The sequence below is a fragment of the Rhodococcus sp. MPR-R1B genome, from assembly GCF_058793255.1.
Map to the genome: position 1 here is coordinate 219,646 of NZ_JBXAFO010000009.1, position 16,434 is coordinate 236,079.

Consider the following 16,434-nt stretch of genomic DNA (forward strand, 5'->3'; position numbering starts at 1 on the left):
TTCGGAGTCGAACTGCCGCCAGGTGCACTGCTCGATTGCTTGGTTTCGTCTGTGGTCGCTGTGATTGCCGTGGCCTGCGTATCCGAATAGGCAAGTACTGTTCCGCCGACAACGCCCACGACTCCGAATGCCACGAGGGTCCCGGTGACGATTCGGGTGCGTCGAAATCCGTCTTCCGGTGTATCCATATGATGCCTGCTCTCGAAGATTCGATTGAGAACTCAACAATCGGCCGAGGTGCTTGTCCAGGGCTGCATGTCTGCTGTGAAGCTGCAGGGAATCGGTCGTGCCGTTGGAGAGTTCCGAGTTCCACGATCGCGCTGCAATCTTGGAGAGTTCTCAGAACGGACGTGGCAGGCTCGCAGGCATGGGCACGAAACCACGAATTCTCCTTGTCGAGGACGACCGGCAATTGGCTGGCATGCTCGCGGACCTCCTCGAGGAGGAAGGGCACGAGGTCGACGTGGCGCACGACGGACAAGTCGGTCTGCATCTGGCGTTGACTCGCACCTACGATGCTTTCGTCTTCGATCGTGGAGTACCGGTCATCGACGGCGTGGAATTGCTCAAAACGCTCCGGGCGAGGGATTGCTCAGTACCGTCGTTGATCCTCACTGCTCGCGGTTCCGTTGCCGATCGAGTGGAGGGACTCGATGCCGGTGCCGAGGACTACTTGGTCAAACCCTTCGAGATCCCCGAGTTGTTGGCTCGAATGCGTGCACTGTTGCGTCGCCGAACCTCCATAGTGCCCATCGTGGTCGGAAGGTGGGAAATCGATCGAGCGAACCGAACGGCTACCGACACCGAGTCCGGATCGGTGACCTCGTTGTCCGAACGCGAGAGCGAACTGCTCGGATTTCTGTGCGCATCGCCTGGGCAAGTCTTTTCTCGGACTCAGCTTCTGGGGCGTGTCTTCGGAAGTGCAGATACTCCAGGCACCGTTGACACTTATGTCCACTATCTCAGGCGGAAACTGGGCAGGAACGTCGTAGCCACCGTCCACGGACTCGGATACCGGCTCGGATCATGATTGACCGCAGCAAAAACAAGGACAGGCAGTCATCTGGGATCGGGTTCGGTGACGAGGTGCGCCTACGGCGAGCCGGACGTTCAGCTGCGGTCCAAGCCGCCATTGCTCTCGGTGCCGTGTTGCTGATCGTTGGAGCGGTGTCCTACGTGGGGTACGCGCGGGCACAGGATCGTCAGATTCGTTCTGCACTGACCGAGGTCGCAGCCACAGCAGACGATGCGGACGATCCTCCACCCGGTATGTCGCTGGCCTTTCGTTCCAATGGTGGCGTGGAGACCGTGAGCGTGCATGCCCCCACCGGGGCCGCAGAACTTTTGGATTCGCCTGCTGGGTATTCGGATTTCACCGATGGTGACAGTAACTTCAGGGCCCTCGTCTCAGACGGTGCGGAAGGTCGCGTTGTCGTGATCGCGGCACTCGAGCCCTATGAATCAGGAAGGCAACGATTACTTCTCGCACTCGGATTTGCCGAACTCACCGGAATTGCTGCATCTGTGGGCGTGGTGGTGTTGTTGTCCCGACGTGCGATTCAGCCGCTGACGCAGGCGCTCGAGCTGCAACGTCGTTTTGTCGCCGATGCGTCGCACGAACTACGTGCGCCGTTGACCGTACTGCACACCCGTGCACAACTTTTGGCTCGACGCGGAGACTCGCTCGAGTCTTCTGAGCTTGTTTCGCAGCTCAACGGGCTGGTGGACGACACTCGGGCCCTCGGCGAAGTCATCGAGGACCTGTTGATGGCCGCATCAATGGACGACAGCGGACAACCCCGGAATCGAGTGGACATGGCGGCAGTGTGTGAGAAGGTCCGTGACAGTGTGGCCGATCATGCTCAGAAATCTGGCATTGCTGTCGACGTGAGCAAGGCCGGGACTGGAGAGCCAATGGTCTTGGGTATCGAATCGGCTTTGCGCCGAGCGGTTCTCGCGCTTGTCGACAATGCACTTGCTCACGAGCGTCCAGGAGGGCACGTCCTTCTCCGCGTCGAGCGAGATCGCGACCACGTCAGAATCCGCGTGAGCGATACGGGAATCGGAATCGAACCTGAAGCGGTTCCGGTTCTGTTCGACCGATTCTCACATGGCCCGACTCAACCCGCCGGTAGCCGGCGATATGGCATCGGATTGTCCTTGGTTCGCGAGATCGCGCACGCGCACCGAGGGAAAGTCTTCGTCGAATCGACACCGGATGTCGGCTCGTCCTTCGAGATTGTGCTGCCGGTAGCTCGTTGACACCGAGCACGTTCGAGCAGGGTCCCCAGAACTCTCCAAGAAATTCTGCCTACGTTGATCGACATGGGCCTGACCACGATCGGCGGATTACCCGCTCACCCACTCCTCGTTCATTTCGTTGTCGTGTTGGTTCCGCTCTCGGCGGTTCTGGTTCTCTGCTCCGTTCTGTGGCCGAGTGCTCGGCGCAGGCTCGGGATCTTCCCACCGGCCATCGCCCTCGTCACGTTGATACTCGTACCGATCACCACCGATGCAGGTGAATGGCTCGAACATAATTCGCCTCACAGCGAGTTGATCGAGATTCACGCCGAACTCGGTGATCAACTTCTGATCTGGTCCATCGCGGTGTTCGTGTTCGCGGCGACATGGTGGGTCCTGCATACCAATAGATTCACCGAGTGGCGAAGCGCACGAACTTCACTGTCCGACAGTTCGACGCTGCTCCGAGTCGTGACAGTCGCGATGGCGGCGATCGCAGTTGTCGCGGCAGTGGGTTCGATGGTTCAGGTCTATCGCATCGGTGAGAGCGGAGCGAAGGCAGTCTGGCAGGAGCAGTCGTAGACATCCACCGAGTAAGTCCACGGCAGGAGCGCAGTGTGATGATTCGATTTCCCGGTGTCTATGCGCCTCAGAGCGATACCCGTCTTATTTCCGACGCAGTACGCGCCGAGAAGTTGGATGCGTCTTCTCAGGTTCTCGATCTGTGCTCCGGTAGTGGTGCGCTGAGTGTGTGTGCGGCCAAGGCCGGGGCGGGAACGGTTTTCGCCGTGGATATCTCACGACGTGCCGCGGTGTGCACCTGGATGAACGGGCGACTCCGCGGTCACAGAATCCACGCCCGTCACGGAGATCTCCTGACCCCGTTTCACGGTCGTCGATTCGACCTCGTCGTCTCGAACCCGCCTTATGTTCCTTCCGTGGACGACCGTGCGCCGCGCACCGGCCGTGCTCGTAGTTGGGACGGAGGCAACGACGGACGCCTGTTGCTCGATCGCATATGTGCGACGGCACCGGGTGTTCTGCAGAAGGAGGGCACGATATTGCTGATCCAGTCCGCACTCAGCGGCATCGATCGCACCGTCGAACTGCTCGCCGACAACGAACTCGAGGCATCGGTGGTCTCGAGGACCTCGATTCCTTTCGGTCCGGTCTTGCTGTCGCGCAGGCGATACCTGGAGTCGATCGGCGTCATCGACCCTGACCAGGTCACCGAGGAGATCGTCGTGATCCGAGCGAGACGATGACGCCGTTGACAGCCGCACAACGCTCGTTGTGGTTCGCTCAGTCCCTTGACCCGGCGTCGCCGTTTGTCATAGCTCAGTTCGTTGATCTGAACGGTGAACTGGACGCATCTCGGCTGGAATCATCGACAGTCGCCGCGCACCGGGAGTTCGGCGTTGCGGGCCTTCGTCTACGTGTGACGGATGGAGTGCCCGAATTGGATGAAGACCCTGATCTGACACTGGTCGGCGGAAGGCTGGATTTCCGTCGATACGACGATCCCGTCCGGGCAGCGAAGACGTGGATGAATCGAGAGTGGAGCACGGCAACTCTCGATCCGGATACTGCCCTCACCGTCGCAAATCTGTTGCAGGTCGGCCCTCATCGCTGGTTCTGGTACTACCGTGCGCATCACATCGCACTCGACGGTTACTCCGCTGCACTTCTGATGCGCCGCACCGCCGAGATCTATCTGTCCGCTGGTCCGGTGAGGCCGGATCAGGTCGACTCGGTTGTGGCGGATCGCGCGGCGGCGGTTGCCCGCCAGGAAAGCCGATACCGAGAATCACAACGCTGTGGCCGCGATCGAGAATTCTGGCACGAGAAACTCCGGTCAGTTCCTTCACTTCCGTCCTTGGGTACGAGTGTGATGGGCACTTCTTGGGGAAGTACGCTGCGAGCGAGTGGCACAGTGCCACTGTCCGATCTCTCGGCAGCAACCGTGATATCGGCGTTCGCGTCATACGTCGCACTGATGTGTGGTGTCGACGACCTGTGTTTGTCTCTGCCGGTATCCGGACGAGTGACTGCTGCGTCGAGATCGTTGCCGGGCGCGATGTCGAACGTGGTTCCTCTGGTACTTCACGGAGTGGGTGCATTGACCCCCTCCTCGGCGGTATGCGTTGTCGAAAGCGCACTGAGCGAGGCACTTCGGCACCAACGTTACCGCCGGGAGGACATGTCTGCTCTGACTGACGGTCGACGGCAGTCAAGAGTGCAAGCGTTCGGTCCGGTCGTCAATGTCATGTTGTTCGACAGGACCCTGACCTTGGGCGCGGTACGAGGTCACGTCGAGATACTCACGACCGGACCGGTCGACGATATCGCGCTAAACGTCTACCCCGGTTACACAGGGAACGTTCGCGTCGATCTCGAGGCCAACGGTGCGCTGTACAGCTCTGCCGAACTTTCTGCGCATCATGATCGATTCGTTCGGTTTCTCGAGGCATTCGTCGACACGCCGCCGGATCATCCTGCTCCGCCCCTGTGGACGGATGCCGAGCTGGGAGCCACGAGGCCGGCGCGTGGCGAGCCTTCGATCGAGCCCAGAAGTCTTGATTCTCTTCTGCGTTCCGCAGTGCACCGCGCTGTCGATTCGGTTGCCATCACCGACGGTGACAGATCGTGGACCTACGGGCACCTCGATCGGATGGCGGGACTCTGGAGTCGGCAGTTGAAGTCCGTCGATGTAGGCCCCGATGATGTTGTCGTCGTGGCGATCCCGCGATCCATCGAATCGGTCCTGGCAATGTGGGCTGTGGCGCGTGTAGGAGCCACATACGTACCGATCGTTCCGGCCCACCCCGCCGAACGGGTCGTGGACATGCTGGGTGTATGCAAACCGAAGATCGGGCTCACGACTTTCGGGCTGCGAAATTCGTTGCCGTACGCCCTCGAGTGGCTGTTTTTGGACCGTAACCCCGATGCTTTCGGGCCGTCCTTCGACGCCGAGCCCTCACATGCCGATCATCGGGCTTACATGATCTTCACCTCCGGCTCCACGGGCCGGCCCAAAGCGGTGTCGGTCACTCACCGTGGCCTGGCCAATTTGGCTACCGACATTCGCAAGAAATACGAGCTCGATTCACGCTCTGTCGTAATGCATTGTGCTTCAACCAGTTTTGACACGTCTGTCGTAGAGATGCTCGCTCCCGCTCTGTTCGGCGCCTCGTCGGTGATCTGCCCACCCGAGACCGTTGGTGGTTTCGAGCTGGAAGACCTCATCTGCCGTCATGCCGTGACACATCTACTCGTAACACCTTCGGCGCTCGCAACATTGGCTCCGGAACGGGTGCCCTGTTTGAAATTCCTGATAGTCGGTGGCGAGAAATTACCGCACGAACTGATGCGCCGGTGGGCGCCGTTCGTGCGTGTTCGAAGCGCGTACGGTCCTACCGAGGCGACATGCAGTGTCACCATCACCGACGTCTTGAACGTCGACGATCGTGTGACACTCGGGCGGCTCATGCACGGAGTCGAGGCGGTGGTACTCGACGCATCGCTCGAGCCGTTGTCCACCGGGGCCGCGGGGGAGCTCTACCTGTCGGGGCCTGGTTTGGCCAGAGGATACGAGGGTAGAGCGGGGGAGACGGCTGCGCGTTTCGTTGCGTCCACTCTTTCAGCGGGCCAGCGTATGTTCCGAAGCGGCGATCGGGTCCGATGGACAGACGACGCCCAACTCGAATTCCTCGGCCGCACAGACGATCAGGTGAAGGTGCGTGGGCGCCGAATCGAACTTGGTGAGATCGATTCCGTCCTGTACGGCCACCCGTCGGTCGAGTTCGCCACGACGTTGGTCCGCGATCTGGCCAACGGTTCGCCGGCGCTGGTGAGTTACGTGAAACTGCACTCGGGAATCCTGGACTCGGATGCGAGTATCGAACGCCTTCTGACACAGAAGTTGCCGGAATACATGGTCCCGATCGTCGTGATTCGCATCGACGCGGTTCCGCTCACCACGAACAAGAAAGTCGATCGGGGCGCGCTCCCCGCTCCCACCTTCGAGCGGAGAGAAGCGGTACGGGTCGCAACACCGATCGAGTCCCGCATCATCCGTACATTCGAGGAAGTGCTCACGGCCACCGAGATCGGCCACAGCGATTCGTTCTTCGATCTCGGGGGAGACTCATTGTCTGCAACTCGAGTGATCGGCCGCCTCAACGCTGATTTCGGCATAGACCTTGGTGTTCGTGATCTGTTCGACTCGCCGAGCGCCGCCGCGCTCGCGAGTTCCTTCGGCCAACACGTCGGACGGGTGCCACCAGTGGAACAGGCCGTCGACGCCTCGCCGCCACTGCTTTCACCCGCACAGGAATACATCGGTCGAGAAATCACCTCTCCTGCTCTGTACAACCTGCCCTTCACAATTCGCGTGCGTGGCGGACTCGACCACGACGCATTGGCTTCGGCGGTACATGACGTAATGGTCAGGCATGAAACACTTCGAACCGTATATCCGGATGTCGCGGGTTCGCCCAGCCCGCTAGTAGTGAATCCGGACCGGATTCCGCGCGGACTTACAGTGGTCGAAGGGAATTCGAGCGATGCAGAATCGATCGTTCACCAGACGCTCTCTCGGGGTTTCGATGTGCGTTCCGAGATCCCCATTCGCTTGATCGTGTGTGCATACGGTCGGGACGATCATCTGTTTGCGGCGGTTGTCCATCACATCGCGGCAGATGGATGGTCTCTCGCCATCCTCGCGCGCGACTTGTCCATCGCGTACGAGGCTCGCGCGCGGAACACGCACCCGACGTGGCCGGAGACCGCGGTGCGGTACTCGGACTACGCCATGTGGCGCACGGAAATTCTGGGAGCGCAGGAGGCGCCTAGCGACCTCGCTGTCGGTCAACTCGAACATTGGGCGACGGTTCTCGACGGGGCACCGAGCGAGATTTCTCTGCCACTCGACCACACTCGACCCTCGATGTGGACGTTCGGGGCCGGCCGAGTCGAATTCTTGCTTGATCCCGAGACTCATTGCGGGTTGACGACGTCTGCAAAGCGAGCCGAGACCGGGTTGTTCACTGTCGTTCACGCCGTCTTAGCGGCGACACTGAGTGCTCTGTCCGGTGACCACGACATCATCGTCGGTAGCCCGGTCGCAGGCCGCGGCCATCCGAAACTCGACGACCTCGTGGGCATGTTCGTGAACACACTCGTGCTTCGCACATACGTCGACGTTTCGGCGGACTTCGACTCTCTTGTAGCCGCGTGCCGCCGAGTAGAACTGTTGGCGCACGACCACAGTGATGTGCAGTTCGAGCGACTGGTCGACTATCTCGATCCTCCTCGTCATGCGTCGCTGCATCCGTTCTTCCAGGTGGCAATGTCGTTCGAGAACTTCCCTGCCGCAGTGCTCGAATCCGACGGGCTTACCTTCGAGGTCACGCCGCGGCCACTCGACATCGCCAAGTGTGACCTTCATTTTCACTTTGCCGAAGTGTTCGACGAAACCGGTGAACCCGCCGGGATCGAGGCGGCACTCGTCTACTCCGTCGATCTCTTCGATGCAGCTACCGCCACCCTCTTCGCCAAGACCCTGTCCGCAACCGCAGATGCTCTCGTGAGGAGTCCGGATGCGCCGCTGCTCGCGCTGGACACGAGATCGTGACGGTGAGTGTGCGTTTCGATCAGACCGCCTGCCGATCGGTCGTCGGGTACCTGTCCGATTATCGGGGGACGCGAGAGAGTTTGTCACCGCGCCGCCATATGCCCGCGATCGAGAGAGTTGCTGTGATCTCACGCGTGGGATCGCCCTCGACCAGAAGCAGGTCAGCCTGAAGACCTGGTGCTATACGACCCCGGTCTGTGAGACCAAACCGCCGGGCGGGCGATGACGTCGCCGCGCGCAGCGCTTGCACCGGCGACAGACCTGCCCGGACGAGAAGCTCGAGTTCGCCGTGCATGCTTACGCCGTGCGCGGTGCCGACCACTCCGATGCCGGCAGCATCAGTGCCTGCCAAGATGTCCACTCCAGCTTCGTGCATCCGCCGGGTCGCTTCAATTGCATGGTCGACAGATCCAGGAGAACCGAGATGCCAGCATTGGCATAGATTTTCGCGCCACGAAGCGGGGATCAGTGGACGGGCTCTGTCGTCGTTGGCGAGGTGAGTGCCGTCGATGTCGCTGGCGAGGGAACCAACCGTGCTGAGTGTCGGAGTGATGAAGACCCCAGCATCGAGTGCCTGGGCAATGATCTCGTCTGTGGGCGGTCGATCGAAGAAGATGTGTACGAGCCCGTCGACTCCGGCGCGAAGAGCCTGCTCCGCTCCGGCCAGTGACGTGACGTGCGCAACCGCCATCTTGCCGTGGTCATGTGCCGCGTCGACGATTGCCCGTGCCACGTCCTCGCCGAGGGTGGGGGAATCGTGCCCGAGCGAAGTGCCGTCATCGATGAGAAGTTTGATGTAATCCGCGCCCTCCGCCACGCGGGCGGCGACAAATGGGAAGGCGTCCTGGAGGGAATTCACCACCGGGTACTGCTCATCGAAGTAGGTCCCGATCATCATCGATGGATGCCCGCCGAGCACAGTGGCACCGACGGATGCGGACCGCACGTCAGCGAGGTCATTGCGCTCGGCGGCATCGCGCCGCTGCGAGTCCATCCATTCCGGACAGGAGAACATATCGAGTTCCGTTGTCACGCCGAACAACAGGGCGTTCTCCAATGATGGCGGCTGCGCGTGTGTGTGGCTGTCGATCAGTCCGGGGAGCAGAGTCTTGCCCCGCCCGTCGATGACGTCGATGTCGGCAGTCGAGTCGAACTGCGTCGCGACGGACTCGATGAATCCGCCCTTGATGTGGACCGTCGAATGCTCGACGACGTCCTCTCCGTCGAAGACTCTTACATCCCTGATTGCGAATCCTGTGTCTGTCATTGTCCTGCCATCCATGGTCACAGCATTTACGTTGATGTAAGATATTGAACACCAATGTAAATTGATGTGTCAAGGGACACACCTGAGAATTGCGTCCGGCAGTCGCCGGGAGGTGGCGGCCCCAATCTGGGCGGATGCCACAGCACGCCGAACAACCACGTGCCGCAACGAACATGAATAGAAAGCAGGATGCGATGAACGGGAATCAACGAGCCGCGCTCGTCACTGGCGGGTCTGCAGGAATCGGGCTGGCTATCGCGGAAGCGCTCGCTGACGAGGGCTACAACCTGACAATCGTCGCCCGGGACCAGGGCAAACTCGCCGACGCTGCGACTCACCTGCGCACGCGTGGCGTCGAGGTCCTGCCGGTGTCCGGGAATCTGGCCCACAGCGCCGACTGCGAGGCCGTAGTGACCTCGCACGTCGAGCGGTACGGCCGCACCGACGTCCTGATCAACAATGCCGGCCTGGGACTGAGCGGAAACATCGCCGACATGGCGACACCGAAGCTCGACCTCCATCTGAATCTGAACCTTCGGTCCGCCTATCTGCTGATGCAAAGCTGTATTCCGACACTGCAGGTGGCGGGAGCCGAACACGGTAAGGCCTTGATCGTCAACGTGAGCTCGATCTTCGGCAAGTTGCCGCGGGCAGGAGTGGCCGCGTATTCGATGACCAAGGCGGCGATGATCGCCCTGAGCCAATCGGCGCACGGCGAGCTCAGCCGCCTTGGCATCCAGGTCACCGCCATCTGCCCGGGATTGGTCGAGACACCCGGATCCACGTGGATGGACAAGGAGCCAAGTGCCATGCTGTCGCCCTCGGACGTCGCCGAAGCGGTGCGATTCCTTTTGCGCACCTCGCCGCGGTGCGCGGTTCCCGAAATAACACTGACCACCCCCGGGCCGGACGTCCACTATGTCGACCTTCCGTGGACCTGACCGGCTCTAGCTGCCAAACGGCTCCTGGACCGTCAGCCCTACGCAGGGTTGACGGTCCAGGAGCGAAATCCACCGGGCCGGACATTTGCACGTTGCAATTGCCCATCTTGCGCCTTCAGGGTAAAAGTCCTGCGGGATGACAGATTTCAGTTTGTTTCGAAGAGTGCGGCTGCGCCCATTCCGCCGCCGACGCACATCGAGATCACGACATACCGAACACCTCGGCGCCTCCCTTCGACGAGAGCGTGGCCGACCAGGCGGGCGCCGGTCATCCCGTACGGATGACCGATCGAGATTGCGCCGCCGTTGACATTGAATCGGTCGGGGTTGATACCGAGATGATCGCGGCAGTAGACGGCTTGGGAGGCGAACGCTTCGTTGAGTTCCCACAGCCCGATGTCGTCGACAGTGAGGTTGTGCTGCGCGAGTAGTTTCGGGATCGCGAAGATCGGTCCAATTCCCATTTCGTCCGGTCCGCACCCTGCCACGGCCATGCCGCGGTACACGCCGAGCGGTTCGAGACCGCGTCGCTCGGCCTCCTTCGCCTCCATCAGGACCGACGCCGAGGCGCCGTCCGAGAGCTGCGAAGCATTGCCCGCGGTCACAGTAGACGTGGTTGTCACTTCGCCGTCGAGGAGGACCGGCCGGAGGGCGGCGAGTCCGGCGGCAGTGGTGGAGGGGCGGTTCCCTTCATCGGCGATCAGTTGTACGGGCGCGATTCCGTCTTCGGTGGTTTTGACGCTGTCGATGGGAACGATTTCGGCGTCGAAGCGGCCCGCGGCCTGCGCTGCGGCGGTCCGCTGCTGGGACAGCAGCGCGAACTCGTCTTGCCGGTCTCTGCTGACCTTGTACCGTTCGGCCACGATTTCTGCTGTGTGCAGCATCGGCAGGTAGGTGCTCGGTAGGTTGTCTACGAGCCAAGGATCTGTTGCGCGATAACGGTTTTGGTGTTCGTTCTGGACCAGGGAGATCGACTCGACGCCGCCGCCGATCGCGATGTGCATGCCGTCGCCGACGATCTGTTTGGCGGCAGTGGCGATGGCCATCAGCCCTGAGGCGCACTGGCGATCGATGGTCATCCCTGGCACGGAGGTTGGGAGCCCGGCGCGCAACGCGGCCTGGCGGGCGATATTGGTTCCGGATGGGCCCTCCTGCATGGCGCAGCCGAGTACGACGTCCTCGATCTCCCGGCCGTTGATTCCGGCTCGTTGCACGGCGTGGGCGATCGCGTGTGCGGCCAGGTGCTGAGGTTGTGTCTTGTTGTGGGCGCCTCGGTATGCCTTGCCGATCGGCGTTCGGGCTGTCGAGACGAGGACGGCTTCCCTCATGGTGTGCTCGTTTCTGGGTGAAGTTTCTCGGTGTGGGGTTTATCCGGCGAGGTTGGTGGGCGCGACACCGCGTTCTTGGTTTGTGAGTCCAGTTGGGTTGGAAGTTGTTGCCGTGTCACCACTGGTGCGCGGTACGAGCAGTGTCAGTGCCGCGCCGACGACGGCAGGCACGGCGAAAGCGAACAGTTGCCAGGTGGTATTGGCGCCGAGTGAGACGAAGAGGCCACCGTAGGTGGGGCCGACGATGGCACCGATCCGCCCGACCCCCAGTGCCATACCGAGCCCGGTTGCGCGGCAGGAGGCGGGGTAGAAGGTGCCGATGTAGGTGTTGAGCAGGATTTGAGTACCCGTGGTACCGAGTCCGGCGAGCAATACCAGCAGATAGACGACTGCGAGGGGTGGAGTGGTGGCGATGGCCAGCAGGGACAGTGCGGCGCTGAGGAAGAAGGCGGCGGTCACGGGTTTGATGCCGTACCGGTCGGCGAGCATCGCGCCGACGAGCGCTCCTACCGCACCGCCGACGTTCAAGACAAGCAGAAAGGACAATGCGGCCCCCAGTGGGTAACCGGCGGATTTCATGAGCGCAGGAAGCCAGGTTGCGACACCGAACAGTACGAGAAGGCAGACCAGAGTCATTGCCCAGAACAGCAAGGTCGCCAGGGTGCGTTCGTTGCCGAAGAGTGCGCGCAGTCCGCGTTCGTGTGTGGGGATGCAAGCCGGTTCGGGCGCGGGGGCGGCGGGGAGGTCGAGGCCGTATCGGTCGGCAATTGCTGCAGCAGCGTCGTGCTGGCCCCGGGCGGCGAGGTACGCGGGTGATTCTGGGAGATACCGGAGCATCATGGGTAGGAAGACGAGTGCTGGCACCATTCCGGCCAGGAACATTGCGCGGAACCCGTACTCGGGCACGAGCCAGAGCGAGAGCACTCCGGCAAAAATCCCGCCGATGCTGGTGCCGACGAACCCGAGCGCCACCGACCGGGCCCGGGCTCCCGGGGTGGCGAACTCGATCAACGTCGCTGCCGCGGTGGGCATGAGTACGCCGGCACCGAGACCCACGAGGAGGCGCCCGGCCCCGAAGATCGCGGGGGTCGGTGCGATGGCGCACAGGCCTGTCGCTGCGGAGAAGACGAGGACGGCGGCGAGGATGGTGCGTCGCCGTCCCCATCGGTCGGCGACGGCCGCGGCGAGCAGGGCGCCGACCAGCATGCCGACGCCGACGAGTGAGCCGAGCATTCCTACGTCGGTGGCGTCCAGATCCCAGGGGGCATAATTCAGCAGTGACGGAACCACAGTTCCGTACATCAGAAGGTCGTAGCCTTCGAGGATCAGTGCCATGAGGCAGAGCCCGACGACGGGCGCTGAGGGTGGGATACGAACAGACATTGTTGTCTCCGCTCGGAGAGGAGTGGCCCCGCCTGGCCCCGCAGAATGCAGGCTTGGCGGGGCCACCGGGGAACTGGGGATTGTCTAGGCGGAACCGAGTCGCCAGCCAGGCACCGATATGGGCTGCGGCAAGGCTGGCGCCGGTGGGGGCGCCGTCGTGGATCGGGCCGCCGAAGTGGGTACCGGCGACGCGGACGTGGGTTTTGTCCGTTGATCCGAGGGCGTCGACCATGGTTGTGGCGTCCTCGGGGAAGCAGGCTTGGTCGCCGGTGAGTTCGACGAACAGGGACGGTGCGGTGAGAGCAGGGGCACAGCGGAGGAAGTCGGCGTTGCTGCTCAGTCCCGACCAGGTGGACAACCAGGCGTCGGGGGTGGCCAAGCGTCCAAAGCCGACGAGTCCGTAGTTGGTCAGGTCCGGCCGTCGGCCGAGGAGCGAGCCGTAGGGGCGCTCGTTCGAGCTCAGAGACAAGTCCGTGAATCGCAGATCAGCATCGGTGCGATACACGGTCAACACTCGGGGTGCGAGCGCAGCGCGGCGTTCGGCTGGATCGGAAGTGCTTGTGTACCGCTCACGCGCATCTGCGGCTTCGTCGATGCGTTCGCGGGCAATCGCGTCGAGGCGGGCGATGCGCTCCCGCTGCGCTGATCGGTAGCGAATCACGAACCCGGGCGAGTACGAGGAACTGTGCGGAGGTTCGGCGAATCCGTTGGCGGGATCGAACGGATTCAACTCGGAATCGGTTGCCAGTGGATCTGTTTCGTCGATGACCGAAGGGTCGATCAACCGCAACAGCAGTGCTCCCTGCCCAGGGTGCGGGGCCATGAACACTGCCGCGTCGGGCAGCGGCATCTGCGCTCCCGCCAGGTCGATGGGCCGGCCGGCGGGCGTGTGGGTCAGGCGCTCAGCGGCCGGTAAACCAGCTTGCTGGTGGTAGAACGCGAAGAGAGTGCCGCCACCGGAATGCCCGAGGGTGACGACGTGATCGAACCCTTTCTCCCGCAGGAACACTTGCCCCGCTGCGGCATCGAGAAGGGCCTGTTCATGCACCAAAGCGATGTCGTTGTTGACCGACCGGGTGCCCTGCGTCCATACCGCGTATCCGCGTGCGAGCAACTCGGGGACGAGCACATGGTGGGTCAGGTCTTGCCGGGGGTGCATCAACGTGACCACGGTGCGCGCTCCGGGCACGACCCGCAGGACACCGCTGACCTTAGCCCCGTCCGCAGTGTTGAGCTCGTGCAGTGAGACCACTGTGGTCTCGGGCGCTTGGGCGGCGTCGATGTAACGGCCGGCACCAAGTCGCGATGTCTGCTCAGTCATTGCGGCTCGATTCGCATTGCGTCTTTGTCCCACTGGGTGATTCGAGACCGATGCAGTCCGGCAACGCTGCTGTACCACACTGCGTGACGTGCTTCGGTCGCCCGTCGGTCGATCACGATGGGGGAGTCGGAGACAATTCGGTAGTACGGTCCAACGCGATCAATCGTCACCGCCGGGTCATGTCCCGCGACTGCGGCGACCGGAGCGTTCTCGGGAACGTCGAGGATGAACATCGTGGTCATCAGATGCTTGACCTTTCCTTCTCGTCCTGTTCTCGCTGCCAGGCCTCGGCTCGTTCGACGATCAGCTCGGCCTTTCGAGTCAGTAGGGCTGACATGCTCGGTTCGGGGCCGGACACGACATCGACGAGAGCGTCGATGGTGAGGTTCGCGTCGAGATCCTCCTGCGGGGTCACCGGGCGAAGGGCACGAGTGATCTCGATCATGTAGCCGTTGGGATCGTGGGTGTAGATCGACTCGATCGTCTCGTGCTGGATTTGCATCTCGACCGGCCAGTCGCTGCCGTCGAGACGCCGCCGATATTCCAACAGATCTTTCTCGTTGTCGACGTGGATCGCGAGGTGTCGCGATCGGATGAAGAAGATCGGCACGTCTGCGGCGAAGCGGGAGTACGAATCGCCTTGCGGGCCACCTTCGAACGGCTCCAGGCCGAAGTAATAGAAGAATGCAAGCCGATCGTCGTTTCCGATGTCGAAGAAGAAGTGGATGAAGTCCGGGTGTTTCTCCGGACCCCACCCTGCGGCGCAGATGGAATGCACCACCGGAAACCCGAGCACGTCCCGGTAGAACTTGACGGTAGCGGCGGGATCAAAGGTCGGGTAGGCGACGTGATCGACGCCTTTGACGGTGTGCTGCAGTGTGGGCATGGTGAACTCTCCCCAGGGTTTCGGGCTAGCTGTGGGTGGTTGCTGGCGAGTCGGCGCGAAGCAGACTCCCCGCGCCGGGAAGGTCGACGGGAAGGTCGAGCCCACGCAGCAGGCTGTAAGCACCAGCGGTCGCGGCCGAGAGAACGGGCAGTCCGAACTCGTCTTCGGCTGACTGGACAAGGTCGAGAGACGGCATCTGCACACAGGCAGAGATCACCATCGCATCGGCTCCGGTGAGGTCCAGGGATCGGGCAGCCTCCATGACTCGTTCGCCGGGGATGCAGCCGACCTCGGCGTTGTCCGCCACCTCGAGTGCACGCCAGTCCGTGACCTGGATACCTTCGGCCTCGATGTAGGCGACTACCTGCTCGGCGAGCGGACGCATGTACGGGGTGACCAGGACTATTCGCTTCGCGTGGATCGCGCGTAGCGCTTCGACGAGGGTGCCCGCGCTGGAGCGAACGATCGCATCCGAACCGCCGGTTGCCAGTTGCTCGGCGACGAGTCCTTCCACTCGCTGGTGCTCGCCTGGACCCACTGACATCAGGGCGACCAAGCATGCGTAGAGGATGCCGTCGACGCCCGCGTCACCGAGTTCGAGGATGCATCGTTCACGTTGAGCGTTCATCGCCCGCAACTGTTCCGGTGATACGGACTGCATCCGCATCCGGCTCGAGTGGAACGAGAACTCGGCGTCGGTATGTCGGCCGAGCAGGGCCGGCATTTCCGTCTCGACCGTCACATTCGAACTCGGAACGACGAGTCCGATTCTGTGAATGCCCATGGGGTAGCCCTTCTGATCTGGAATTTCCGGGCGACATGTGATGGTCCGCCCGACTAACGTAGATTTACGTTGATGACAATTATTCGACGTTAGTGACGATTCGTCAAGCCCTGTCGGGCCTCGAGCGCGATTGCGAATGCGTGCGCTCCGCTGGCTTCGACGTGCGAGCGAGTGAAGGAGGGTGATCTGAATGGCCCACATGAGCAAGAACATTCGAGTGGAATGGGTCGACGTGGACGGTGGTGGCGCGGCGCATCACTCGATGGCGTCAATATGGGCTGAACGCGTGGAGCATTCCTTGCTCAGGGAGTTGCAATTGCCGCCGGATCGTTTTCCTCGTCGCCGGGTCGAAGTCGACTTTCATCGCGCCCTTAGGTTCGGGGATTGTTTCACTCTGTCGTTGGAGATTGCGCAGGTCGGCGCGACCTCGGTGGTGTATCTATGGTTCGCACGGATGTGCGGCGAGGTCTATTTCTCCGGTCGTACGGTCACGGTTTTCGTGGATGACGAGGGTCGCTCGCGAACGGTTCCTGACGCTCTTCGGTCGAAGGTCGGTTCGCCGCTTACCTGACCAGCGCGCCCGGCATCTGTGTGGTCGTGCTGGCATGTTCACCTTTCGTGTCGATTCTCACATTTGACTATTGACTT

Annotated in this window: 13 protein-coding genes and 1 pseudogene; 7 read left to right on the forward strand and 7 right to left on the reverse strand. The window is 62.0% G+C overall.

Annotated elements, in window-relative coordinates:
* Positions 1–367 precede the first annotated feature (367 nt).
* The 5 genes from AC1Q61_RS15450 (at position 368) to AC1Q61_RS15470 (ending at position 7,876) form a co-directional block, all read left to right on the forward strand.
* Complete coding sequence (locus tag AC1Q61_RS15450) at positions 368–1,030, forward strand: response regulator transcription factor (RefSeq protein WP_195791359.1); 663 nt, start codon at positions 368–370, stop codon at positions 1,028–1,030.
* Positions 1,027–2,262 carry a sensor histidine kinase gene (locus AC1Q61_RS15455; RefSeq protein ID WP_019748756.1) on the forward strand — a complete coding sequence of 412 codons (1,236 nt, stop codon included), beginning with the start codon at positions 1,027–1,029 and terminating at the stop codon, positions 2,260–2,262. Before AC1Q61_RS15450 ends, AC1Q61_RS15455 begins: the two co-directional genes overlap by 4 nt.
* Before the next feature lie 63 nt (positions 2,263–2,325).
* Complete coding sequence (locus AC1Q61_RS15460) at positions 2,326–2,823, forward strand: DUF2231 domain-containing protein (protein WP_019748755.1); 498 nt, start codon at positions 2,326–2,328, stop codon at positions 2,821–2,823.
* A 35-nt stretch (positions 2,824–2,858) separates the two neighbouring features.
* A complete protein-coding gene (locus AC1Q61_RS15465; RefSeq protein ID WP_195791361.1) occupies positions 2,859–3,506 on the forward strand; it encodes a HemK2/MTQ2 family protein methyltransferase in 648 nt (215 codons plus the stop codon).
* Complete coding sequence (locus AC1Q61_RS15470; RefSeq protein ID WP_492650914.1) at positions 3,503–7,876, forward strand: amino acid adenylation domain-containing protein; 4,374 nt, start codon at positions 3,503–3,505, stop codon at positions 7,874–7,876. Before AC1Q61_RS15465 ends, AC1Q61_RS15470 begins: the two co-directional genes overlap by 4 nt.
* Positions 7,877–7,934: 58 nt before the next feature.
* Here AC1Q61_RS15470 and AC1Q61_RS15475 read toward each other — a convergent pair whose 3' ends face one another.
* Positions 7,935–9,143 carry an amidohydrolase family protein gene (locus tag AC1Q61_RS15475; RefSeq protein WP_019748752.1) on the reverse strand — a complete coding sequence of 403 codons (1,209 nt, stop codon included), beginning with the start codon at positions 9,141–9,143 and terminating at the stop codon, positions 7,935–7,937.
* Between the two features lie 194 nt (positions 9,144–9,337).
* Between AC1Q61_RS15475 and AC1Q61_RS15480 the strand changes: the two genes are divergently transcribed.
* Positions 9,338–10,084 (forward strand): SDR family oxidoreductase, encoded by a 747-nt coding sequence (locus AC1Q61_RS15480; RefSeq protein ID WP_019748751.1) that lies wholly within the window; start codon positions 9,338–9,340, stop codon positions 10,082–10,084.
* A 146-nt stretch (positions 10,085–10,230) separates the two neighbouring features.
* On the opposite strand, the gene AC1Q61_RS15485 is transcribed toward AC1Q61_RS15480, so the two are convergent.
* The 6 genes and pseudogenes from AC1Q61_RS15485 to AC1Q61_RS15510 all read right to left on the reverse strand — a co-directional run bounded on the left by AC1Q61_RS15485 (position 10,231) and on the right by AC1Q61_RS15510 (position 15,786).
* Positions 10,231–11,412: an acetyl-CoA C-acyltransferase gene (locus AC1Q61_RS15485; protein WP_283309685.1), complete on the reverse strand. Its 1,182-nt coding sequence runs from the start codon at positions 11,410–11,412 to the stop codon at positions 10,231–10,233.
* A gap of 39 nt (positions 11,413–11,451) precedes the next feature.
* Positions 11,452–12,795 (reverse strand): MFS transporter, encoded by a 1,344-nt coding sequence (locus tag AC1Q61_RS15490; RefSeq protein ID WP_492650913.1) that lies wholly within the window; start codon positions 12,793–12,795, stop codon positions 11,452–11,454.
* A gap of 91 nt (positions 12,796–12,886) precedes the next feature.
* Positions 12,887–14,116 (reverse strand): annotated as a pseudogene (locus AC1Q61_RS15495) (alpha/beta hydrolase); the annotation flags it as partial.
* A complete protein-coding gene (locus AC1Q61_RS15500; protein ID WP_019748748.1) occupies positions 14,113–14,358 on the reverse strand; it encodes a hypothetical protein in 246 nt (81 codons plus the stop codon). The pseudogene AC1Q61_RS15495 and the gene AC1Q61_RS15500, both read right to left, overlap by 4 nt.
* Positions 14,358–15,002 (reverse strand): VOC family protein, encoded by a 645-nt coding sequence (locus AC1Q61_RS15505; RefSeq protein ID WP_283309683.1) that lies wholly within the window; start codon positions 15,000–15,002, stop codon positions 14,358–14,360. The genes AC1Q61_RS15500 and AC1Q61_RS15505 overlap by 1 nt, the downstream gene beginning before the upstream one ends.
* Positions 15,003–15,027: 25 nt before the next feature.
* The gene (locus tag AC1Q61_RS15510; protein ID WP_283309681.1) at positions 15,028–15,786 is read right to left on the reverse strand and encodes a maleate cis-trans isomerase family protein; all 759 of its coding nucleotides are present in this window, start codon (positions 15,784–15,786) and stop codon (positions 15,028–15,030) included.
* Between the two features lie 199 nt (positions 15,787–15,985).
* On the opposite strand from AC1Q61_RS15510, the gene AC1Q61_RS15515 reads away from it, so the two are divergent.
* On the forward strand, positions 15,986–16,357 hold the full coding sequence (locus AC1Q61_RS15515; RefSeq protein ID WP_243617532.1) for an acyl-CoA thioesterase: 372 nt from the start codon (positions 15,986–15,988) through the stop codon (positions 16,355–16,357).
* Positions 16,358–16,434: the final 77 nt, after the last annotated feature.